Source organism: Acidovorax sp. SUPP3434 (assembly GCF_030159015.1).
In the GTDB taxonomy this organism is placed as follows: domain Bacteria; phylum Pseudomonadota; class Gammaproteobacteria; order Burkholderiales; family Burkholderiaceae_C; genus Paracidovorax.
Genome location: NZ_BQXL01000016.1, coordinates 55,164 through 77,431 on the forward strand (window position 1 = coordinate 55,164; position 22,268 = coordinate 77,431).

The 22,268-nt window shown below is 70.0% G+C and carries 20 protein-coding genes; 10 read left to right on the forward strand and 10 right to left on the reverse strand.

Features of this window, described 5'->3' with window-relative positions:
- Positions 1–13 precede the first annotated feature (13 nt).
- Both AVKW3434_RS19920 and AVKW3434_RS19925 read right to left on the reverse strand, forming a co-directional pair.
- A complete protein-coding gene (locus tag AVKW3434_RS19920; RefSeq protein WP_284407196.1) occupies positions 14–217 on the reverse strand; it encodes a hypothetical protein in 204 nt (67 codons plus the stop codon).
- On the reverse strand, positions 214–2,277 hold the full coding sequence (locus AVKW3434_RS19925) for an ATP-dependent helicase (RefSeq protein ID WP_284407197.1): 2,064 nt from the start codon (positions 2,275–2,277) through the stop codon (positions 214–216). Before AVKW3434_RS19925 ends, AVKW3434_RS19920 begins: the two co-directional genes overlap by 4 nt.
- A 271-nt stretch (positions 2,278–2,548) precedes the next feature.
- On the opposite strand from AVKW3434_RS19925, the gene AVKW3434_RS19930 reads away from it, so the two are divergent.
- From AVKW3434_RS19930 to AVKW3434_RS19950, 5 genes are all read left to right on the forward strand, one after another.
- A complete protein-coding gene (locus AVKW3434_RS19930; protein WP_284407198.1) occupies positions 2,549–3,256 on the forward strand; it encodes a DprA-like winged helix domain-containing protein in 708 nt (235 codons plus the stop codon).
- The gene (locus AVKW3434_RS19935) at positions 3,253–3,795 is read left to right on the forward strand and encodes a GTP-binding protein (RefSeq protein WP_284407199.1); all 543 of its coding nucleotides are present in this window, start codon (positions 3,253–3,255) and stop codon (positions 3,793–3,795) included. The genes AVKW3434_RS19930 and AVKW3434_RS19935 overlap by 4 nt, the downstream gene beginning before the upstream one ends.
- 6 nt (positions 3,796–3,801) lie before the next feature.
- Positions 3,802–4,203, forward strand: a complete 402-nt coding sequence (locus AVKW3434_RS19940) for a roadblock/LC7 domain-containing protein (protein ID WP_272566850.1) — start codon at positions 3,802–3,804, stop codon at positions 4,201–4,203.
- Positions 4,204–4,288: 85 nt separating this feature from the next.
- Complete coding sequence (locus tag AVKW3434_RS19945) at positions 4,289–4,648, forward strand: hypothetical protein (protein ID WP_272566851.1); 360 nt, start codon at positions 4,289–4,291, stop codon at positions 4,646–4,648.
- Positions 4,649–4,783: 135 nt separating this feature from the next.
- Positions 4,784–5,734: an AEC family transporter gene (locus tag AVKW3434_RS19950; protein ID WP_284407233.1), complete on the forward strand. Its 951-nt coding sequence runs from the start codon at positions 4,784–4,786 to the stop codon at positions 5,732–5,734.
- A 72-nt stretch (positions 5,735–5,806) separates the two neighbouring features.
- Here the strand turns inward: AVKW3434_RS19950 and priA are convergent, their stop codons facing one another.
- The 3 genes from priA to AVKW3434_RS19965 form a co-directional block, all read right to left on the reverse strand.
- On the reverse strand, positions 5,807–7,948 hold the full coding sequence (gene priA, locus AVKW3434_RS19955; protein WP_284407200.1) for a replication restart helicase PriA: 2,142 nt from the start codon (positions 7,946–7,948) through the stop codon (positions 5,807–5,809).
- A 639-nt stretch (positions 7,949–8,587) separates the two neighbouring features.
- Positions 8,588–9,700 (reverse strand): uroporphyrinogen decarboxylase, encoded by a 1,113-nt coding sequence (gene hemE / locus AVKW3434_RS19960; RefSeq protein ID WP_284407201.1) that lies wholly within the window; start codon positions 9,698–9,700, stop codon positions 8,588–8,590.
- Between the two features lie 79 nt (positions 9,701–9,779).
- Positions 9,780–10,694 (reverse strand): LysR family transcriptional regulator, encoded by a 915-nt coding sequence (locus AVKW3434_RS19965; RefSeq protein WP_284407202.1) that lies wholly within the window; start codon positions 10,692–10,694, stop codon positions 9,780–9,782.
- A gap of 229 nt (positions 10,695–10,923) precedes the next feature.
- Between AVKW3434_RS19965 and AVKW3434_RS19970 the strand changes: the two genes are divergently transcribed.
- Positions 10,924–11,907 (forward strand): TerC family protein, encoded by a 984-nt coding sequence (locus AVKW3434_RS19970; protein WP_284402447.1) that lies wholly within the window; start codon positions 10,924–10,926, stop codon positions 11,905–11,907.
- Between the two features lie 21 nt (positions 11,908–11,928).
- Entirely contained in the window at positions 11,929–12,087 is a 159-nt protein-coding gene (locus AVKW3434_RS19975; protein WP_272566856.1) for a hypothetical protein, read from the forward strand.
- A gap of 89 nt (positions 12,088–12,176) precedes the next feature.
- Here the strand turns inward: AVKW3434_RS19975 and AVKW3434_RS19980 are convergent, their stop codons facing one another.
- The 5 genes from AVKW3434_RS19980 to AVKW3434_RS20000 all read right to left on the reverse strand — a co-directional run bounded on the left by AVKW3434_RS19980 (position 12,177) and on the right by AVKW3434_RS20000 (position 18,556).
- A complete protein-coding gene (locus AVKW3434_RS19980; protein ID WP_284407203.1) occupies positions 12,177–12,785 on the reverse strand; it encodes a thioredoxin family protein in 609 nt (202 codons plus the stop codon).
- 132 nt (positions 12,786–12,917) lie between these two features.
- The gene (locus tag AVKW3434_RS19985) at positions 12,918–15,128 is read right to left on the reverse strand and encodes a protein-disulfide reductase DsbD family protein (RefSeq protein ID WP_284407204.1); all 2,211 of its coding nucleotides are present in this window, start codon (positions 15,126–15,128) and stop codon (positions 12,918–12,920) included.
- Between the two features lie 47 nt (positions 15,129–15,175).
- On the reverse strand, positions 15,176–15,979 hold the full coding sequence (locus tag AVKW3434_RS19990) for an alanyl-tRNA editing protein (protein WP_284407205.1): 804 nt from the start codon (positions 15,977–15,979) through the stop codon (positions 15,176–15,178).
- On the reverse strand, positions 15,976–17,481 hold the full coding sequence (locus AVKW3434_RS19995) for an MATE family efflux transporter (protein WP_284407206.1): 1,506 nt from the start codon (positions 17,479–17,481) through the stop codon (positions 15,976–15,978). Before AVKW3434_RS19995 ends, AVKW3434_RS19990 begins: the two co-directional genes overlap by 4 nt.
- 58 nt (positions 17,482–17,539) lie before the next feature.
- Positions 17,540–18,556, reverse strand: coding sequence for a zinc-binding alcohol dehydrogenase family protein (locus AVKW3434_RS20000; protein WP_284407207.1), 1,017 nt, complete (start codon positions 18,554–18,556; stop codon positions 17,540–17,542).
- Between the two features lie 101 nt (positions 18,557–18,657).
- Here AVKW3434_RS20000 and AVKW3434_RS20005 point away from each other — a divergent pair, with 101 nt between their 5' ends.
- The 3 genes from AVKW3434_RS20005 to AVKW3434_RS20015 all read left to right on the forward strand — a co-directional run bounded on the left by AVKW3434_RS20005 (position 18,658) and on the right by AVKW3434_RS20015 (position 22,250).
- Complete coding sequence (locus AVKW3434_RS20005) at positions 18,658–19,611, forward strand: LysR family transcriptional regulator (protein ID WP_284407208.1); 954 nt, start codon at positions 18,658–18,660, stop codon at positions 19,609–19,611.
- A gap of 70 nt (positions 19,612–19,681) precedes the next feature.
- Entirely contained in the window at positions 19,682–20,041 is a 360-nt protein-coding gene (locus AVKW3434_RS20010) for a DUF2946 domain-containing protein (RefSeq protein ID WP_284407209.1), read from the forward strand.
- Positions 20,042–20,180: 139 nt separating this feature from the next.
- Positions 20,181–22,250 (forward strand): TonB-dependent receptor, encoded by a 2,070-nt coding sequence (locus AVKW3434_RS20015; protein WP_502869133.1) that lies wholly within the window; start codon positions 20,181–20,183, stop codon positions 22,248–22,250.
- Positions 22,251–22,268: the final 18 nt, after the last annotated feature.

Genomic DNA, 22,268 nt, shown 5'->3' on the forward strand with positions numbered 1-22,268 from the left:
TTCCTCGTATCTCCTAGCCGCAACTGCCTTGTTCCACCTGGCCGATCCAGGTGGCGCTGATGTTCTTCTTGCCGTCCGCCCCGCGCGATGCCCGCGCCCAGGTGCGGTTGCGCGGCCCAGCGACACGCACGCTCTGTGCCAGCGGCCGGCGCATTCCGGCGCACGCTGCGGCCCGCCCGACGGCGACGTGGCGGCGGATCATGGCACGGCCGGTCATGGCGTGGCGTTCTGGGCCTTGCGCGCGGCGAATTCGGCGCGCAGCGCCTTGAGCTTTTCGCGCGGGTCTTCGCGGGCGGTATTCTTGTCCAGCGCCATCTCGGCGATGAAGCGGCTGGGCTGCGCGTTCACCATCTCGCGGCCCTTCTTGCGCTTTTTGGTCCAGCTGACGGCCAGGCTGCGCTGGGCGCGGGTGATGCCCACGTACATCAGGCGGCGCTCTTCCTGCAGGCGCTGCAGCGTGTCGTCGCTCACCTTGAGCTGGCGGCCCTCGTCGTCGTCGAGCTTGAAGGGCAGCATGCCTTCGGTCACGCCCACCAGCACCACATGCGGCCACTCCAGGCCCTTGGAGGCGTGCAGCGTGGACAGCGTGACCATGTCCTGGTCTTTCTCGCGCTCGCTGATGGTGGACAGCAGCGCGATGGTCTGCGAGACCTCCAGCAGGCTCTTGGTCTCCTTGGTGACGACGCTGCCCGAGGTGTCGTCGATCTGGCCGCCGGCGCGCTGCGACATCCAGTCGCAGAACTCCAGCACGTTGCTCCAGCGCGCGGCGGCGACCTTCTCGCTGTCTTCGCCGTCGTACAGGTGCTTTTCGTAGTCGATTTCCTTGAGCCAGTCGGCCAGGAAGGCGCGCGAATCCTCGGCGCCATGCGTGTGCCGGGCGCGGTATTCGAGGTCGTTGACGTAGCGCCCGAACTCCATCAGCCCGTCGAGCGCGCGCTTGGGGATGGCCGCCGGCAGCATGCCGTTGAACAGCGCGCCGAACATGCTCAGCTTGTGCCTGGTGGCGAATTCGCCCAGTGCGCCCAGCGTGGTGTGCCCGATGCCGCGCTTGGGGCTGGTGATGGAGCGCAGGAACGCCGGGTCGTCGTCGTTGTTGATCCACAGGCGGAACCAGGCGCACAGGTCCTTGATTTCCGCGCGGTCAAAGAAACTCGTGCCGCCCGAGACCTTGTAGGGAATGTTGGCCTTGCGCAGCGCCTTCTCGAACGGCTTGGCCTGGTGGTTGGCGCGGTAGAGGAGGGCAAAGCTCTTCCAGGCCGGCGGCGGGTTGGCCGCGGCACGCAGGCTCTGGATGCGGGCCACGGCGCGCTCGGCCTCGTGCTCTTCGCTGTCGGCGTCCACCACGCGCACCGGCTCGCCTTCGCCCAGTTCGGAGAACAGCGTCTTGGGAAACAGCTTGGGGTTGGGCTGGATCACGTTGTTGGCCGCGCGCAGGATGGCGCTGGTGGAGCGGTAGTTCTGCTCCAGCTTGATCACCTTGAGCTGCGGAAAGTCGACCGGCAGCTTTTTCAGGTTGTCCAGCGTGGCGCCGCGCCAGCCGTAGATGGACTGGTCGTCGTCGCCCACGGCGGTGAAGCGCGCGCGCTCGCCCACGAGCAGCTTGAGCAACTCGTACTGCGTGGCGTTGGTGTCCTGGTACTCGTCCACGAGCACGTGGCCCAGCACCCGCTGCCATTTGCTGCGCACCTCGGAGTGGTCGCGCAGCAGGCGCAGCGGCATGCCGATGAGGTCGTCGAAATCGACGCTCTGGTAGGCGGTCAGGCGTTCTTCGTAGCGCGCCATCAGGACGGCGATGCTTCGCTCGTGGTCGTCCGCGGCCTGCGCCAGCGATTCCTGGGCGTTCAGGCCCATGTTCTTCCACTTGCTGATGGTCCACTGCCACTGGCGGGCGGTGGCCATGTCGGTCGTGCCGCCGGCCGCGTCCTTGAGGATGCCGGTCACGTCGTCCGCATCGAGGATGCTGAACTGGGGCTTGAGCCCGAGCACATGCCCGTCTTCGCGCACCATGCGCACGCCCAGCGCGTGGAAGGTGCACACCAGCACGTCCTTGGCCGCACGGCCGATGAGGCCCTGCGCGCGCTCGCGCATCTCGGCGGCGGCCTTGTTGGTGAAGGTGATGGCGGCGATGCGGCGCGCCTCCAGCCCCGTTTCGATCAACCGGGCGATCTTGTGGGTGATCACCCGCGTCTTGCCCGAACCTGCGCCCGCCAGCACGAGGCATGGCCCCTCGGTGTAGTGGACCGCCTGGAGCTGGGCGAGATTGAGACCGGCGGACATGCGCAGAAAAAAGGGGGTGGACAGGCGCCGGCGAGGCACGGGTGGAGCACCGCTTCCCAGGGAGAAGGGAGCCAGAGCGCGCAATGATACCGGGATGGGCCGGAATCGAACCGGCCCTTTCTACAAGGTTTTGCCAGGAACGGCGTGCCGGGATCTGGAATTCGTCAAGAAGAAATCATTTTTCTCATTTTTAGCAAATTTCTTGACAATGTATCAATGTGCATCTTTATACTGGCCCTCCAATTTGATTATTTCCACCGGGGTCACCGCCATGCGCGATGCTTCAGCGGGGGTGGCCGCAGAGATGCTCACTCCCCACTTTTACGAGCGGTTCCACAAGCTGTTCAGCGTGGCGTCGCGCAAATCGTTGCTCCGCTGGCATGAGGTGCCGGCCGCCGAGGCCCAGGTGCTGCTGCTGGACGACGCCAGCGCGGCGCAGCCGGGCTCCCGCGCGCCGTGCCTGGTCTGCGTAGGGGGCTCGTTTCCCGACAAGGCGCCCCAGGCGCAGTGGACCGCGCGCCTGCAGACCGGCTATACGCTGGCGGACCTGATCGACGTGCTGGACCGTGCCGCCGTGTTCCTGATGGACTGGCGGGCGCGCCAGACGATGACGGCCGCCTCCGCCGACACGGCATGGGAGTCTCCTGCAGCAGCGCGCGCTGCGTTCGGCGACCCCCAGCAACGGTTCCGGCTGAGCACCTGGGTGTCCCTGGGAGCGCCGTTCCGCTCGGGCGGCCATGTGCGGGCGCTCGCGTTGCTCACCCGCGCGCCGGTCAGCTTGGCGCAGTTGTGCGAGCACAGCGGCCTGGAGCCCGCCACTGCGCAGGCGCTGCTGGCCGAGTTGTCCCGCCGCAACGTGCTGCGCACCGAAACGGCGGCGCCGGCACCCGCCTTGCGCGCCGACCGCCCGAAGCCCTCCGGGCACGGCGGGCTGGTTCAGCGGCTCACGCGCTGGGTGCGCGGTGGAGGCCAGGCATGACCGGGGCACTGCCCCGCATCGCGCTCGTGGGGCCCATGGGCATCGGCAAGACCACCGCGCTGCGCTCGCTGTGCGGCGACGTGATGGCGTCCTCCGACGTGCCCAACCTCGACCGGGCGGCGCATTCCAAGGCGTTCACCACCGTGGGCGCGGAGTTCGGCGAGATCGACCTGGGCGATGGCGAGCACGTGCAGGTGTGCGGCTGCCCCGGGCAGGACCGCTTCGACTTCGTGCGGCAATGGATCCTCTCGGTGTCGATGGGCGTCTTCATCATGGCCGACGTGGCCCGGCCCTCGGCCGTGGGCGAGACGCTCGACCTGCTCGCCGAAATGGCCGTGCAGCCCGATCCGCCGCTGGCCCTGGTGCTCAGCGCCCGTCCCGCCACGCCCGCGCAGATCGAGGCGTTCGGCTTGGCGCTGTCAGCCTCGCCGCACGGCGTGGTGCCCATCCTGGAAGCCGATCCGCGCGACCGCGGCCAACTGCTGGAGGCCGTGGGCGTGCTGGCTTCCATGCTGTCCCTGCAGAACGAAATGGACTGAAATCCCATGATGAACAAGGCGAACATCGTCCCCCCCGAGCGCGCGCAGGCGGCCCGGGAGGTGCTGGACCGCGTGGTGGCCCCCGCGGGCGACGTGCGCATGGCGCTGGTGACCACCCTCGACGGTTTCGAGGTGGCCTCGCTGTCGGTGGGCGGTGGCCTGGAGGTGCGCCGGCTGGCGGCCATGGCGGGCTCGCTCATGGCCATGGCCCGTGCCGTGGGCCGCGAGATCGATTACCCCGGTTGTCGTCGCCTCACCTTCGAGACCGAGGCGGGCCTGGCGATCTTCCAGGCCATCGGCGGGGCCTTCCCCTGCATCCTGTGCCTGGTGCTGGAAAAGCAGGCCGTGCTCGGGCGGGCCCTGTGGACCGCCGGCGAGGTCGCGCAGCAACTGGGCCGCCCCGAATGATCCCCCGCGCGTTGCCGGGTCGGCCGGCGGCGCGCATGTGTGCTTGCTTCCCTTTTCGTCTCTTTCTGTTTAAGGAATCGAACCCATGGCCTCCCTTCAAGAATCTCTGAACCAACTCCATTCCATCGACGGCGCCCTGTGCGCGGCCGTGGTGGACAGCGGCAGCGGCATGCTGCTGGGCAGCGTCGGCAGCGGCGTGGACATGGAACTGGCGGCTGCCGGCAACACCGAAGTGGTCCGTGCCAAGAACAAGACCATGCGCTCGCTGGGCCTGGCCGACAAGATCGACGACATCCTCATCACGCTGGGCAAGCAGTACCACGTGATCCGCCCGCTGGCCGCGCACGAAGGCCTGTTCATCTACCTGGTGCTCGACAAGGAGCGCTCCAACCTCGCCCTGGCACGCCGCAAGGTGCAGGAAGTGGAGCAGGGCGTGCAGATCTGACCGGACAGGCTGCGGCGCGCTGCGCCACGCCATCGGGGCCTGGAATCGGCCCCGGTCCCGCTGCCCGCCCTGTGCGGGCTTTTTTTCGCGGTGACGTGCGGCACTCTGCACGCTGCCTTGCGCCGACAATGGGCCGTGCTGTCCGTTCTGTCCATCACCTTTCCCTTCTTCGCGCTCGTGCTCTGCGGCTACTTGGCCGCGCGCGCGGGCGCGCTGCCGCAGGCGGCCATTCCCGGGCTGAATGCGTTCGTGCTGTTTTTCGCGCTGCCGTGCATGCTGTTCCGCCTGGGCGCGAACACGCCCATCGGCCAGTTGCTGGACCCGGCGGTGGCGGGCCTTTACATCCTGTGCGGCCTGGCCCTGGTCGGCGCCACGGTGGCGCTCACCCGGGCGCGCCTGGGCTGGAATGATGCCGCCTTCGGCGCGCTGGTGGCGGCCTTTCCCAACACCGGCTTCATGGGCGTGCCGCTGCTGGTGGCGCTGCTCGGGGCCTCCGCGGCGGGGCCGGCCATCCTGACGATGCTGGTGGACATGGTGCTCACGACCTCGCTGTGCATCGCCCTGTCGCGGCTGGACGGCGTGGGCACGCACGGCGTGGCGGTGGCGGTGCGCCGGGCCTTGCGCGGCATGGCGACCAACCCCATGCCCTGGGCCATCGCTCTGGGGGCCGTGGCGTCCGCGCTGCAGTGGAAGTTACCCGGCCCGCTCGACCAGACGGTAGCGATGCTGGCCGGCGCGGCGTCGCCCGTGGCGCTGTTCACGATCGGCGCCGTTCTGGCACGCTCGCAGATGAACCAGCACGACCGCGTGCCCCCGCGCGACTACGTGCCGGTTGCGCTGGCCAAGCTGTTCGTGCATCCGTTGCTCGTCTGGGGCGCGGGGCATGGCGCGATCGCGGCGGGCGTGCCGCTCACGCCGTTCGCACACACGGTGCTGGTGCTGGTGGCGGCGCTGCCGAGCGCCAGCAACGTGTCGCTGCTGGCCGAGCGCTTCGGCGCCCACAACGGGCGCATCGCGCGGATCATCCTGGTCTCCACCGCGCTGGCCTTTCTGAGCTTTTCGGCCGCCACCGCAATATTGACTTAGGCATTTTGCTATTCATTTGGTAGCAATCGATGCCGCATGGCGCCAACCCGCCAGACACGATCCAGCCGGGGATCAGATTGTCAGCGGGTCCACGTCCACCAGCCAGCGGATCAGCCCCTTGTGCTCCGGCGCCGCGCGCGTGGCGTGCAGCACCGGCTGCCAGGCCGACAGAAAGCGCTGCAGCGCCGCGCGGCTGCCGCTTTCCAGCAGCATCTGCGCGCGCTCCACGTTGGCCACCCGCTGGATCGCCAGGGGCACGGGGGGAAACAGCGTGACATGCTCCAGCCCCGGCAACCCATCGGCTTGCGCGGCGGCGCTGGCCGCGGCCAAGAACGCCTGGGCGACCTCCTGCGTGCGCGCGTCGGCGCGCACCAGCGCCTGGTAGGCGAAGGGCGGCATGGCGGCTTCGGCCCGCTCGGCCAACTGGCTGTCGGCGAACGCGGGGTAGTCGTGCTGGCGCAGCGCGGCGTACACGGCATGGTCGGGGTGGTAGGTCTGCACCCACATCTCGCACCGGCTGCCTTGCTCGGCCACGTAGCGTGCATCGCGCCCCGCGCGGCCGGCGGCCTGCAGCAGCAGAGCGAAGAGGCGCTCGGGCGCCCGGAAGTCGCTGGAAAACAGCGCGCCGTCGGGCTGCACCGCCGCCACGAGCGTGATGCGCCGAAAGTCGTGGCCCTTGGCCACCATCTGCGTGCCCACCAGCACATCCACCTCGCCCGCATGCACCTGGGCCAGTTGGGATTCGAGCGCCCCCTTGGCCTTGGTGGTGTCGGCATCGATGCGGGCGACGCGTGCCGCCCGCCGCTCGGGCGTGATCACGTTGCGCAGCAGGGCGGCCAGTTGTTCTTCCAACTGCTCGGTGCCCCGGCCGATGGGGGCGATGTCGGGGTTGCCGCAGCCCGGGCAGGCATGGGGCACCCGCTGGGTGTAGCCGCAGTGGTGGCAGCGCAGGGTGCGGTCGATCTTGTGGAAGACCTGGTGCGCGCTGCAGTGCGGGCAGTCGCTTTTCCAGCCGCAGTCGCTGCAGTGCAGCACGGGCGCGAAGCCGCGGCGATTGAGCAGCACCAGGCACTGCTCGCCGCGCTCCACGCGCTGGGTGATGGCGGCCAGCAGCGGGGCGGAGAACACGGCGCCGCGCGGCTGCTGGCCCATGTCCACCAGGCGCACGTGCGGCAGTTCTCCGGCGCCGATGCGGCTGGGCATGTGCAGCCGCCGGTAGCGGCCGGCCGGGATGCCGGCTTCGGCGGGCCGGCTGGCATGCCAGCTTTCCAGCGACGGCGTGGCCGAGCCCAGCACCACCTTGGCGCCCTGGTCGCGGCCGCGCCAGATGGCCAAGTCCCGCGCCGAGTAGCGGGCGCCTTCCTGCTGCTTGTAGCTGGCGTCGTGTTCCTCGTCCACCACGATGAGCGCCAGGCCCGGCATGCTGGCGAACACCGACATGCGCGTGCCCAGCACGATGCGCGCCGTGCCCGCATGCGCCGCCAGCCAGCTCTTGAGGCGCTGCGGGTTGGTCATGCCGCTGTGCAGCGAGACCACGCTGCCCGCGCCGTAGCGGGGCGCGAAGCGGGCGGTGAAGCGCTCCTCCAGCTGGGGGGTGAGGTTGATCTCGGGCACCATCACCAGCGCCTGCGCGGCCGGATCGGCTTCCAGCGCCTCCTGCACGCAGCGCAGGTAGACCTCGGTCTTGCCGCTGCCGGTGCTGCCGTAGAGCAGGAAGGGCCCGGGTTCGGCGGCGATGGCGGCGCGGGCGCTTTCCTGCTCGGCGCTCAGGGCGATCTCCGGTAGCGCATCGCCACCTTGCAACGACGCCGCCGGGCGGCGCAGGCGCCGCGCGAGCTGCGCGGGGCCCAGGTCGCGCAACTGGGGGGGCAGGGCGGCCAGGGCCACCTCGCCCAGCCCGCGCTGGTAGTAGCGCGCGGTGAAGGCCACCAGCCGGCGCCAGGGCGCCGCCAGCGGCGCCACGCCCTCCAGCACCGCGGCAACGGCGCGGGCGGACGTGCCGGCGGGCAGCGGCGGCAACCCACCCTCGGGCGCATCCCAGACCACGCCCAGCACTTCGCGGGTGCCCAGCGGCACGCGCACCAGCGTTCCGGGGGGCAGGGGCCGGTCGCTGGCGTAGCTCAGCAGGTCGCCCACATTGCTGTGCCCAGGGGTCTGGACGGCAATCTGCAGGATGGCGGGTGCCGGGGAGGGAGGATCGTCGTTTACGGGCACTTGTTCAGACGGGATGGCGATGCAGGCGTTAAGTGATTGATTTATCGGGGATTTGAGGGGCTGCAGGCTTTTTCTGTGGATAACTTTGTTGACATCCCAGGCCTGGCTGCTGGCTTAGAGGCGGCGGGGCGTCCCTTCGGCAATCTGCATGGCCTGAGGGAATTCAAAAAAATCCATATGAATCAATGATCTATCAAAAATATGGTGAATGCCGCCCGCAGCCGGTCATGCTGGGCCAGATGCTGCACCGCATCAAGCACCTTGTGCATAAGTGGACCCGTGTTGGTCTTGTCAAGGGGCCATTCTGTGTTAGGGCGGGGTGCGAAGGTCGGGCAATTTCTTCAATGGGCGACGCAAGTGCTTGATTTGACGAGGATTTTGGGAAAGCACCGATTTTCTGTGGATAACTTTGTTGATATCCGCGTCCGACCGGCCGCCAGGCCTTGAAAACACGTGGTTTTGTTACATTGCCCGGAAATTCGGCAAATTCTTCCAGTCCTTATGAATCAATGGCTTACAGGCGCTGACCAATTATTTTGACGCCCATCGAAAAGATTCCCGGGAATGCAGGCCGTGCGCCAACGTGGTGCGCGCAGTGTGCATAACTCGCCCGCCTGCATTCCCTGCTGTCAAGGCCTGTCAAGCCTGGCGCAACGCGCGGGAATGGCGGTGCACCGTTTCGACCAGCGCCGCCACATGCTCCGGGGGCGTGAACTGGCTGATGCCGTGGCCCAGGTTGAAGATGTGCGTGGGACCGGTGGTGGCCCGGTCGGTGTGGGGGGGCCCGAAGCTGTCGAGCACGGCGCGCGCGTGCAGCGCGATCTGCTCGGGCGGGGCGAACAGCACGTTGGGGTCGATGTTGCCCTGCAGCGCCTTGCCGGGGCCACCCACCGCGCCGCCGACCAGGGCGCGGGCACGGGCCAGGTTGGCCGTCCAGTCCAGTCCGAGCACCTCGCAGTCCAGGTCCTTCATGGCGTCCAGCCAGAGCGCACCGCCCTTGGTGAACACGATGCGCGGCACGTCGGTGCCGTCCACGCCGGTGCGCTGGAGCTGCTCCAGCACGCGCTTGGTGTAGGCCAGGCTGAAGGCCTGGAAGGCGCCGTCGGCCAGCACGCCGCCCCAGCTGTCGAACACCATCACGGCCTGGGCGCCCGCGTCGATCTGCGCGTTCAGGTAGGCGGCCACGGCGTCGGCGTTGACGGCCAGGATGCGGTGCATCAGGTCGGGGCGGCTGTACATCAGCGTCTTCACGAGGCGGTAGTCGTCGCTGCCCTTGCCCTCCACCATGTAGCAGGCCAGCGTCCAGGGGCTGCCGGAAAAGCCGATCAGCGGCACGCGGCCGTCGAGCGCGCGCCGGATGCTGGTGACCGCATCGAACACGTAGCGCAGCTTGTCCATGTCGGGCACGGCCAGGGCCGCCACGGCCGCTTCGTCGCGCACCACGTGGGCGAAGCGCGGGCCTTCCCCCTCAGCGAACGACAGGCCCAGGCCCATCGCATCGGGCACGGTGAGGATGTCGCTGAACAGAATGGCCGCATCGAGTGGAAAACGCTCCAGGGGCTGCAGCGTGACCTCGGTGGCGTAGTCCACGTTGGTGGCCAGCCCCATGAAGCTGCCCGCCCGGGCCCGCGTGGCCTTGTATTCCGGCAGGTAGCGGCCGGCCTGGCGCATCAGCCACAGGGGGGTGTAGTCGGTGGCCTGGCGCCGGCAGGCGCGCAGGAAGGTGTCGTTCTGGAGGGGGGCGAAGCTCATGCCCCTGATTGTGGCGTAGCCGCAAGGCCGGGTTTTTGCGCCAGGTCCATGCCCGGCCCCGGCGGCCGGTTCATCCCTTTCAATCCGTGGCCGCATCCCCCAGCAGCCCTGCCGCGCCGGCCTCGGCCAGCCGGGTGACCAGGGGGTGGATCACCTTGCGCGCGCTGTAGATCAGGTGAAAGTGCTCGTGCACGTCCGCCGTGGTGCCCACCGGCTCCAGCCCGTAGGTGCGCTGCAGGTGCTCGCCCAGCAGCAGGGCCGCCGGCATCACGCCCATGCCGGCGGCGGCGAAGGTGCTGAGCAGGGCACTGTCTTCGAACTCCCCGGCCAGCCGGGGGCGGATGCGCTCGCGCTCCAGCCAGTGGTCGATGCGTGCGCGCAGCGCGGCGTGGGCCGTGGGCAGGATCACCGGCACCACGGCCAGGCTGTGCGGAAAGTTCTGCGAGGCGGCGCGGGCCCACAGCGGCGGCGCATACCAGCCGATGGCGCTGGTGCCCAGCAACTGGCTGGTGGTGCGCAGGGCGGGGTTGGGCGGGGCGGGGCGGTCGGCCAGCACCGCATCGAGCTTGTGCAGCGCCAGTTCGGCCAGCAGGGGCTGGAATTCGCCGTCGTGGCACAGCAGGCGCAGGTGGGGCTCATCCAGCACCGGGGTGAGCAACCGGTGCACGGCCAGCTTGGCGATGCCGTCGGAGATGCCCAGGTTCAGCCGCACCGCCTGCCCGCTGGTGGCCTCGCGCACGCGCAGGGGCAACTGCTCGCCCAGCGCGAAGATGTGGTCGGCCTCGTGCAGCGCCGCCACGCCGGCATCGGTCAGCACGAGGTTGCGCCCTTCGCTGCGCAGCAGGGCCACGCCCAGGTCCTTTTCCAGCGACCGGACCTGGGCGCTGATGGTCTGCACCGCCATGTCCAGCCGTTCGGCCGCCCGGGCCACGCCGCCTTCCTTGGCGACCACCCAGAAGTAGTACAGGTGGCGGTAGTTGAAGCTCTGGCTCATGGCGGGGCGGGCGGTGGGGAAAATGGAATGGTTCGGAAAAACCGAAGCAATGGTACCGGGAAGGTATCTTCTTTTCTGGCAGCGGCGGCCCCACAGTCCGGTTCGTTCTCCCTCCAATTACTTTTCCAACAAGCCATGAACCACCTGCAGCCCGTTTCCCTTGCGCCGCCTTCGGCGTTCCCCCAACCGCCGTCACCGCACGGCTTTCAACCGATCGGAGGCTAAAGCCATGGAAACCATTGGAACCTGGTGGATGTGGGCGGGTTTTGCCGTCTTCGTGGTCGTCGCGATCGGGATCGACCTGCTGGTCATGGAGCGCCAGGGGGCGCACAAGGTGACCACCAAGGAGGCCGTGGGCTGGAGCGTGCTCTGGTTCTCGCTGGCCTTCGTGTTCGTCGGCATTCTGTGGTGGTACCTCAACGGCTCGCAGGGCCGGGAGGTGGCCAACACGGTGTCGATGCAGTTCATCACCGGCTACCTGGTGGAAAAAAGCCTGTCGGTGGACAACATCTTCGTGTTCCTGATGCTGTTCAGCTACTTCGCCGTCCCGGCGGAATACCAAAAGCGTGCGCTGATCGTCGGCATCATCGGTGCCATCGTGCTGCGCACCGTGCTGATCCTGGCCGGTGCCTGGCTTCTGGCCACGTTCCACTGGCTGCTGTACGTGTTCGGCGCCTTCCTCGTCATCACCGGCGTGAAGATGTGGCTGGCCGCGGGCAAGGAGCCCGACATCGCCACCAACCCGGTGCTGAAGTTCCTGCGGGGCCGCATGCGCATCGCCGACACCTTCGACGGCGAGAAGCTCACGACGATGATCGGCGGCGTCAAGCACTACACGCCGCTCTTCGTGGTGCTGGTGCTGATCGGCACGACCGACATCATCTTCGCGGTGGACAGCATTCCAGCGATCTTCGCCATCACGAACGATCCGTTCATCGTGCTGACCGCCAACATCTTCGCCATCCTGGGGTTGCGGGCGCTGTACTTCCTGCTGGCCGACTTGGCGAGCCGCTTCCACCTGCTGGCCTATGGCCTGGCCCTGGTGCTGGTGTTCATCGGCGCGAAGATGCTGCTGATCGACCTGTACAAGATCCCGATCGGCTATGCGCTGCTGGTCACCGCGGGCCTGATCGCCGGCTCGGTCGCCGCCTCGCTGTGGACCTCGCGCGGCCAGCCCCGCGAAACGCCCGCCTTGCCCCACGACCCCCGTTGAGCCCCCGAGGAGAGCCCTGCCATGTCCATGATCGAATTGATTTTGCTGTGCCTGCTGGCGACCCTGGTCATCACCACGTTCCTCGGCTGGCACGCGGGCAACGAGCGCCGCGATGTGGGGCTGCTCGCGGGCTTGACCGCGCTGTGCGGCGTGGGCGCCGCGACCGCGCTGGTGGTCTGAGCGCATCACGGCACGCGGCCCGCCCGGGGCCGTGCTGCCATGCCCATCGCCGGCGGATGGCATAAACCGTCGCCGGCCCCGTCGCCGGCCTATGCCGGCGATTTGTATTTGATCGAACAACCGTAGGGCTGCGTGGTGGACACCGCGATCGGCTTGCCCGCCAGGGCGTCGGCCAGGCCGGCCTTCACGTAGTTCGTTGCCTTCGGAATGTCGGCCGGGCGGGCCGAAGGAATGCTGTCGATGCCGCCCGCATACACCAGCGTGCCCTTGGGATCGACGATGTACAGGTGCGGCGTGGTGCGCGCGCCATAGGCATGGCCGGCGGTGCCTTCCTCGTCCAGCAGCAGGGCGGTGGGCACGGCCTTGCGTTCGGTGAACCAGGCGGCCAATTGCGCGGGTGCCAGATAGTCGCTGCTGGCTTTTTCGGTGGAGTTCACCGACAGCCATACCACCCCCTGGTCCACCGCGCCCTTTTGCGTGGCCGGCATGTTGCCGCTGTCGTAGTGCTTGCGCACGAAGGGGCAGCCCGGGTTGGTCCACTCCAGCACCACGTGCTTGCCCTTGAAGTCCGACAGCCGCACGGTCTTGCCGGTGGCGTCCTTCAGCGCGAAGTCGGGCGCGGGCTGGCCCACGGTGGCCGCTGCCTGGGCAGCGCCCGCGGCAAGGAAAAGGCAGGCGAAGAGGGTCCGTCGAAGCATGGCGTTTCTCCTGTCGAAAGAACGAGCGGGGCCGGGGCCCCCGAGGCGGCCCAGTGTCACCGAGCCTCCAGCGCGCCGCCACCCAAAACCCCCGTGCCGGCAGGGCGATGGCGCTCTCGATGAACGAAGCGCTTACAGGCCGGCGATGGCTGCGCGCACTTCCTGCACGCCCAGAATTTCCGACAGCACCACGGGTGGCCGGCCCGGCGCCTGCAGCACGTACACCGGCACGCCGCTGCGCCCCAGTTGCGCCAGCGCGGCGGTGATGGCGGGGTCCCGGCGCGTCCAGTCGGCGCGCAGCAGGGCCACGTTCTTGGCGGCGAAGTCCTTCAGCACGTCCTCGTGGGCCAGGGTGGTTTTCTTGTTGTACTGGCAGGTCACGCACCAGGCGGCGGTGTAGTCCACGAACACTGGCTGGCCCTTGGCCACCAGTTCCTCGGGCAGGCCGGGCTGCCAGGGGCGCCAGCCGCTGGCAGAGGGCGCCGCTGCGGCCGAAGTCGGCGCGATTTCAAGCACTTTTGGTGCCCATGCCATAGTCAAATATGCCAGGAGTGCTATCGAAATAGGAGCAATCGCCCAGCGGGTGCGCCCGGCCAGCGTGAGCGCCCATACCGCCATGCTGAGCGTGACCAGCAGCGCCAGCAGGGCCGCCGCGCCGTCGATGCCGCTTTGCTGGCCCAGCACCCACACCAGCCATACCACGGTGGCGAACATCGGGAACGCCATGAACCGGCGCAGCGTGTCCATCCAGGCGCCCGGGCGGGGCAGGGCGCGCGCCACCGCGGGCACCCAGCTGGCGGCCAGATACGGCAGCGCCAGCCCCAGGCCGAGTGCGCCGAACACCGCCAGCGCCTGCGCGGCCGGCAAGGTGGCCGTGAGGCCGAGCGAGGCGCCCATGAACGGTGCGGTGCAGGGCGAGGCCACGGCCACGGCCAGCACGCCGGTCAGGAAGGCGTCCACCGCCGGGTGGCGGGCCTGCAGGCTGGCCACCGAGCTGGGCAGGAAGCGCCCGAACTCGAACACGCCCGCCAGATTCAGCCCGATCACCGTGAACAGCGCCGCCAGCAGGGCCACCACGCCGGGCGACTGCAGCTGAAAGCCCCAGCCCACGGCCTCGCCCGCGGCGCGCAGCGCGAGCATGAGCGCGCCCAGCGCCATGAACGACAGCACCACGCCCGCCGTGTACGCCAGCCCGCCGATGCGGTGGGCGCGGCGGTGGTTCGCATGCTGGGCAAAGCCCACCACCTTGATCGCCAGCACCGGGAACACGCAGGGCATGAGGTTGAGGATGAGCCCGCCCAGCAGCGCGCCCGCCAGCGCCGCCAGCAGGGTGCCGAGCGGCGCGGCGGTGACGGCGGGCGCGGCCGGTGCGCCGCCTCCCTGGGCCGCGTTGGCGCGCAAGGCCGCCTCCAGCGCGGGCGAGACGCTGGCCATCGCCGCGAGCGGGGGCCAGCCGCCCGTGAGGGGCAGTTCGGCCCGCCAGCCCTGGCCGGCATGGGCCAGCACCACGGGCATGGGCGTGGGGCTGGCGCTGCGCTGCGGCGACAGCGGCACGCGCGCCGTCCACACGTCGCCCTGCCAGGCCTGCGTCCAGTCGGCCGCGGTCTCGATCACGCCGGTGGTCTCGGGAAAGAACTCCAGCGCCTTGCCGCGCAGCGCGGCGGGCAGCCCGGCCACGGTGAGGGCGATGGCGCCGCCGTCCACGCGGGCGCTGCTGGCCGGGGCGCCGGTGGCCGGCGCCGGCAGCGGCTGGGGGTGCGCCTGCTGTGCGGCATCGAAGGCCCCGGCGCTCAGCGCCGTGGTGCTGCGGATCGGCAACTGCAGGGTGAAGTCGCCTTCTTCGGGGATGCATTCCTTGCGGCACACCAGCCAGGAGGCGCGCAGGTGGAAGGTGGCGGTGCGCGCCAGCGGGCCGGGCGCGAACGCATCGGAGACGGCCATGGGCACCGGCAGCAGCACCGTGCCCTCGTAGCCGTAGTTGGCCAGGTTGCCGATGGGGATCTTGCGCGGCACGGGCCAGGCGATGTCGCCGGCCTCGATGCCGGCGGGCACCTGCCACTCCAGCTGCGTGGGCAGGCCCGAATCGCCCGAATTCATCCAGTAGGTGTGCCACTCGGGCTGGTGCGTGATCGACAGGCCCAGCCAGAGCGGCTTGCCCGGCACCACACCCTCGGGCGCGTGGGCCACCAGCTCGGCTTGCACATGGGGGGTGGTGATGGTGCTGCTGCCGCTGCTGGCACCGGTGGTCTTGGGGCCCAATTGGGCCCCGGCGCCCCCGTGAAAAGCGCTGGCAGCTATCAAGAAAAGAGCGGGCAGCAAGCGCTGGAGCAGGCGGTTTGACATGTCGCAGGGTGGGAGCCGCAGCCCGGGGTTTGGTTCCTGGGCCGGTGTCAGGCAGCGAAGCCGAGCACCACGCGGCGCGACAGGGCGCCTTTCTTCTCGATCCTGGTCACGACCACGGCGCCGATCTCGCCGGTGTGCGCCACGTGCGTGCCGCCGCAGGGCTGCAGGTCGATCTGCGGCGCGCCCGCCTCGCCGGTGCCACCCACGCGCACGGTGCGCACCTGGCCCGTGCCGCGCGGCGGCTGCACGCTCATGCTCTTGACCAGGGCGGGGTTGGCGTCCAGTTCGGCATCGGTCACGGTGCCCAGGGTGATGGCATGGCCCTCGGCCACCAGCCGCGCGATCGCAGCGGTGAGCGCGTCCTTGTCCAGCGCGCCGTCCATGTGGAAATCGAGCCGCGCGTAGTCGGGGGTGATCGAGCAGCCGTTCACGGGCTGCGCCACCAGGTGGCACAGCAGGTGGGTGGTGGTGTGAAAGCGCATCAGCCGGTGGCGGCGCTCCCAGTCGATGCGCGCGGTCACGGCCTCGCCCACCGTCCAGGGCGTGGGCTCGCCCGGTGCGGGCACGTGCACGATGGCGGCCGTGGGCCGGCCTTCGGCGTCCTTGCCCTTGCGCGTGTCGGCAATGGCGACGGTGCTGCCGTCCGCCCGCACCAGCACGCCGCTGTCGCCGGCCTGGCCGCCCCCGAGCGGGTAGAACACGGTGCGGTCCAGCACGATGCCGCCGTCCGGCTGCACCGCCACCACGGTGGCCTGGCATTCGCGCAGGTAGGCGTCTTCGCGGAAGAGGTCTTGCGTGGCCAGCGTGGGGGTGGGGGAGGTCGCAGGGGCGGAGCGGTCTTCGGTCGTCATGGCCCGATGGTAACGGCGGCGGCTGCGGGAGCGCCCTCCGTGCGGCGCGCCGTGGGCGTGGCGTGCGCCGGCGTGCACACCGGTGCGGGCGGAAGGCCGCCCACCTCGGCGGGCGTGGCCACCGATTCGCCGGGCGGCAGCATGCGCGCCTGGCGCCAGCGGCCGAACCGGTAGTAGGCGATGGACATCAGCATGGCGCACAGCGCGCTGGCCGGAAAGCTCCACCAGATCGCATCCGCGCCCAGTACCGGCTGCAGCCCGTAGGCGATCGGCAGGCGGATGCCCCAGAGCGCCAGCCCCAGGATGACGAGCGGCGGTACCACCGCGCCCGTGGCCCGCACCACGCCCGACAGCACGAAGGTCACGCCGAAGAACAGGAACGATCCCACGGCGATGTGGTTCAGGTGCCGGGCGGCTTCCAGCGAGGCGCTGCCCTCGGGCAAAAAGAGCGACAGCGCCATGCGGTCCAGCAGGATGAGCGGCGCGATCAGCGCGCCCGTGAGCAAAAAGTTGAACAGCGTGCCGCTGCGCGCCACGCCGTCCACCCGGTCCCAGCGGCCGGCCCCCACGTTCTGCGCCGCCATCGACGAGCACGCGGCGCCGATGGCCATGGCCGGCATCTGCACGTAGGTCCACAGCTGCAGCGCCGCGCCATACGCCGAGGCCGTCACCACGCCCTGGGCGTTGACCATGCCCATCACCATGAGCATCGCCAGCGAGATCATCACCATCTGCACGCCCATCGGAATGCCCTTGACCACCAGCGCCCGCAGGATGGCGGGGTCGGGCACGAACAGGCGCCACTGCGAGCGGCCGATCCACAGCGGATGGCGCCGGTAGCGCAGCCAGGCCAGCAGTGCCGCGAAGCTCAGGGCATTGGCCACCAGCGTGGCCATGGCCGAGCCGGCGATCCCCATGCGTGGCAGCGGCCCCAGGCCGAAGATGAGCAGCGGGTTCAGCGCCGTGTCCAGCACCACCACCAGCAGCAGGAACAGGAACGGCGTGCGCGTGTCGCCCGCGCCGCGCAGCACCGCCGACACGAACGCGAACAGGTACAGCAGCGGAATCGCCAGGAACAGCGTGCGCAGATAGGCCTCGGCCAGCGGCAACGCGTCGGCCGGCGTGCCCATCCAGCCGAGGATCTGGCGCGACAGCGGCAGCCCCACCAGTGCGATGAGCACCGAGGTGCCCCCGAAGAACGTGGCGCTGGTGCCCATCACGCGCTGGGCCTGCGCCAGGTTCCTGGCGCCCATGGCCTGCGCCACGAGGATGGTGGCCGCCATGCCCACGCCGAACACGGCACCGATCAGCAGGAAGAGGATGTTGTTGGCATTCGCCGTGGCCGTGAGCGCCGCCTCCCCCAAATAGCGCCCCACCCAGATGGCGTTGATGGAGCCGTTGAGGGACTGCAGCACGTTGCCCGCGAGGATGGGCAGTGCGAACACCAGCAGCGTGCGGCCGATGGGGCCTTGGGTCAGGTCGCGCGTGGGGGGCTTTGGCATGCGGCATGGTGCCAGCCGCCCGGGCGGCCCGGCTGTCGGCCGATGCCGGCACCCGTCATCAGAACCCCTGCAGCACGACCTTGCCGATGGCGCGGCCGCTTTCCACCAGCGCATGCGCCTGGCGCAGGTGGGCCGCGTCGATGCGCCCGCCGTCGGTGGTGAAGGTGCTGCGCAGGCGCCCGGCGTCCAGCAGGCGCGCCACTTCGGCCAGCAGCTCGCCCTGGCGGTGCAGGTCGGGCGTGCCGAACAGCGAGCGGGTGAACATCATTTCCCAGTGCAGCGAAATGCTCTTGCGCTTGAGGGGCATCACATCCAGCGAGGGCATGTCGTCGATCACGGCGATCTGCCCCTGAGGCCGCACGCAGTCCACATATTGCGCCATGTAGGCCGGCGTGTGGGTGAGGGCCGCCACATGGTCCACCTGCGGCGCGCCCAGCGCGGCCAGTTGCGGGGCAAGCGGCTTGTGGTGGTCGATCACGTCGTGCGCGCCCATGTCCAGGCACCACTGGCGCGTCTCGGGGCGCGAGGCGGCGGCGATCACGCGCAGGCCGGTCAACTGGCGCGCGAGCTGGATCAGGATCGATCCCACCCCGCCCGCGCCGCCCACCACCAGCAGCGACTGCCCTGCCGCCGCGCCATCCCCGGCCGGAATATGCAGCCGGTCGAAGAGGATTTCCCAGGCCGTGATGGCGGTCAGCGGCATGGCGGCCGCCTGCGCGTTGGACAGCGTGGCGGGCGCATGGGCGGCGATGCGCGCATCCACCGTATGCAATTCGGCATTGGAACCGGGGCGGTCGATGGCGCCGGCGTAGTACACCCGGTCGCCCACGGCGAAGCCCTGCACCGCGCTGCCCAGCGCCTGCACGGTGCCCACGGCGTCCCAGCCCAGCACCTTGGCCGCGCCGCCTTCGGGTGCCGCACTGGCGCGCACCTTGGTGTCCACCGGGTTCACCGACACCGCGTGAACGCGCACCAATAGATCGTGCTCGCCGGGGATCGGCGCGGGAAGGTCCAGGTCCACCAGGGCTTCGGGGTGGTCGATGGCATGGGGGGCGTGGTAGCCGATGGCTTTCATGGGCGACTTTCTCTGAAAAGAAATGGGAAAAACAGCGATGGATGCACTGTAGGTTGGCAAAATGGATTTGATAAGCCGGCTTGAATCTCTATCTCTTTCAAATGAAATTTGAAAATATCTCCGACCTGCGCGTGCTGGTGGAAACCGCCCGGGGCGGCAGCCTCACCGCCGCGGCGCGGGTGCTGGAAATCACGCCCGCGGCGGCCAGCGCCATGCTCAAGCGGCTGGAGGCGCAGGTGGGCGCGCGCCTGTTCGAGCGTTCCACCCGCGCCATGCGGCTCACCGACCAGGGGCAGACCCTGCTGGACTACGCCGCGCGGGCGCTCGAACTGCTGGAGGAGGGCGCGAGCCAGGCGGCCTCGGAGGCCGGCGCACTGCGCGGCACCGTGCGCGTGGCCGCGCCGTCGGACCTGTCGCGCAGCCTGCTGCTGCAGTGGTTCGACGGCTTCCTGCAGCAGCACCCGGGCGTGCACCTGGCCTTGTCGGTCAGCGACCGGGTGCAGGACGTGCGCCGCGATGCGGTGGACGTGGCCCTGCGCTACGGTGCGCTGGCCGACTCGCAACTGATTGCCCGGCCGCTGTGCATCACCCGGCGCGTGGCCTGCGCCGCACCGGCCTATCTGGCGCGGCGCGGCGTGCCCCGGCACCCCGCCGACCTGGCGGGTCACGACTGCCTCACACTGCACATTGCGGGCCGGCGGGAGGTGCGCTGGCATTTCGAGCGGGCGGCCGATGGCGAGGCGGTCTCGGTGACCGTGGAGGGCGAGCGCAGCGTGGACGATGGCTCCATTGCGCATGAATGGGCGCTGGCGGGCGGCGGCATCGTCTACAAGTCGGCGATCGACGTGCGCGCCAGCCTGCTCTCGGGCGCCCTGGTCGCGCTGCTGCCCGACTGGCGGGGGCAGCGCTATGCCCTGCACGCCGTGCTGCCCAGCCACCGGTTCGTGCCGGCGCGCGTGCGTGCGCTGGTCGATCACGTGGCGCAGTGCTGCGCAGCCCTGGTGGCCGAAGAAGCCGCGATGCCCGGCCATCCCGGCTGGGTGGCCCTGCCGTGACGCCGCGCGCCTTTTTTGATGGCCGGGCCGCCATGCGCGCCCGGCCTGGGCGCCGATAATCCCCCCGCCCATGAATGCGCTGCGCACGCCCTTCCTCACCGCCCGCTGGCTCCTGGCGTGGTTCGCGTTGGCGCTGGGCGTGGCCGCGGTGTCGCCCCTGGTGCACCCGCAGTCGCTGATGGTGGTGTGCAGTGCCGCGGGCGTGTTCCAGCTCGTGGCGCAGGACGATGGCACTGTGCCCGATGGCGGGGGCCTGCACACGCTCGACTGCGCGCTGTGCCTGCCGGGCGGCGCCCCGCCGCCGGCGCTCCGGGTGCGCGCCGCGCCGGCGCAGCCGCTGGCCCATGCCGTTCAGCCCGTGGCGGCTGCGCGCATCGCCGCGCTGGTGGGCGCGCCGCTGCCCGCACGCGGGCCACCGTTCGTTTCGTGATGCCTTGAATCGTGCGCCGCACCCCGGGGCTGGACCGGGGGCGGCGCGTGGGCGAGCGCCTGGGCGCAGCCCTTCGGTTTTCTTCGCCCTTGCCCTGCATCGCCGCGCACCGGCCGATGCGGGAGAGGGCCCACGGACGATGGCCATGAAACGACTTTCCTTTCCCTCGGGCGCTGCGCGCCACACCCTTGCGCTGGCCACCGCCACGGCCCTCGCGGCCCATGCGCAACCCGCACCCGGCACTGCGGCCGAACCCACGGCCGATGCCGCCCTCACGCTCGGTACCGTGCAGGTGCAGGCCGCCAGCGCGGGCCCGCTGCCCGTGCGCAACGTGTTCAGCTCGGTCGACATCCTGGGCGCCAGCGTGCTGCAGGACCCGCATGTGGACCACGCCTGGGAGTTGTTCGCGCGCGCGCCGGGCGTGCAGGTCACGCCGTTCCGCCAGGGCACCGATGCGGGGCGCTTTTCGATGCGCGGCTTCAACGGCGAGGGCCGCGTGAATGCCGTCAAGCTGCTGATCGACGGCATTCCTTCCAACGACAACGCGGGCGGCATGCCCTACCTCGATGCGGTCTTTCCCATCGACATCGAGGCCATCGAGGTCGTGCGCGGCACCAACGACCCGCGCTACGGGCTGAACAACATCGCGGGCAATGCCAACGTGGTCACGCGCACGGGCGGCAACGAGGGCCGGGCCATCGCCACGGTCGGCAGCTTCGGCACGCGCGAGGTGCAGGTGGCCAAGGGCATCGAGAGCGGCAACTGGAGCCAGAACTACACGCTGGCCTGGCGCGAGTCGGACGGCTACCGGGCGCACGCCGACGGCACGCAGCGCGCGCTGTCGGGCAAATGGTTCTACACCAGCGACGACGGGCGCTGGCGCACGGGCCTGACCGCCCGCTACTACCGCAACCGCGCGCTCGAATCGGGCTACCTCACGCGCGAGCAGGCCGAGGCCGCGGCGCGCTCGTCCCCCGCCTACGCCAGCGCCGACCGCAGCGAGCGCGAGACCGGCCAGCTCGCCCTGCACATCGACGGCGAGCTGGCCGACCGCCTCTCCTGGTCCGCCAAGGCCTATGGCAATCACTACGAGAACCAGCGCTGGGTGCGCTTTTCGCAGGCCGCCGTGCAGCAGGAGCGCGACAACGACGAGACGCACCGGGGCGCGATGACGTCGCTCACCTGGCGCCCGCGGGTGGAATGGGCGCAGGAGTTCACGCTCGAAGGCGGTGTCGATGCCCAGTGGCAGAGCAACGCCGCGCAGCGCTACCGCACCATCGAGCGCGTGCGGACCTCGATGTTTCGCGACTGGAACTTCGACCTGGACACGCGCGGCGCCTACCTGCAGGCGGTGGTGCGGCCCGTGGCGGCGCTGAAAATCGTGCCCGCGCTGCGGGTCGACCGCATCGGCGGGCATTTTTCCGACGGGCTCGCGGGCACCAACGCGCCCGTGCACGACTACGGCACCATTCGCCAGCCCAAGCTCAGCGTGGCCTACGCGCTCACGCCCGACAACAGCGTGTACGGCAACTGGGGCCGCACCTTCCAGATCGGCACGGGCATCGATGCCTACCGCACGCAGCCGCGCAACCTCGATCCCTCGATCAACGACGGCTGGGAGGTGGGTGCCAAGTTCCGCCCGCTGCCCTGGCTGGAGGCGCGCGCGGCGCTTTGGCGCCAGCGCGCCTCGGGCGAGGTGGCGCGCGTGCTGGGGGTGGATGGAGTTCCCGATCCCGGGGGGCTCGGCAACGTGGGCCGCACGCTGCGCAAGGGCTACGACCTGCAGCTCAACGCGCAGTTGCACGCCCGCTGGACCGGCTGGTTCGCCTATTCGCGCCAGGTGGCGCGCATCACCACGCCCGACCCGAGCGCGCCCGCCACGGCGGGCCGCGAGGTCGAGAACGTGCCGCACCACCTGGCGACCGCCGGCATCACCTACCGCGCCAGCGAGCAATGGGAGCTGAGCGCCTCGGCCAGCGCGCAGGGCGACTACTTTCTGGACCGCACCAACACGCAGGGCCGCGCTGGCCGCTACGCGCTGCTGAACCTCGGCGCCACCTGGCGCCTCACGCCCGCGATGGACGTGTCGGTGCAGGTGAAGAACGCCACCCACCGCCGCTACGTCTATGCGTGGTACGACAGCGGCTCGTCGGGCTATTCGCCGGGGGATGGCCGCAGCGTGTCGGCCTCGCTCGGCTGGCGGTTCTAGGCGCCGCGCGGGCCACCC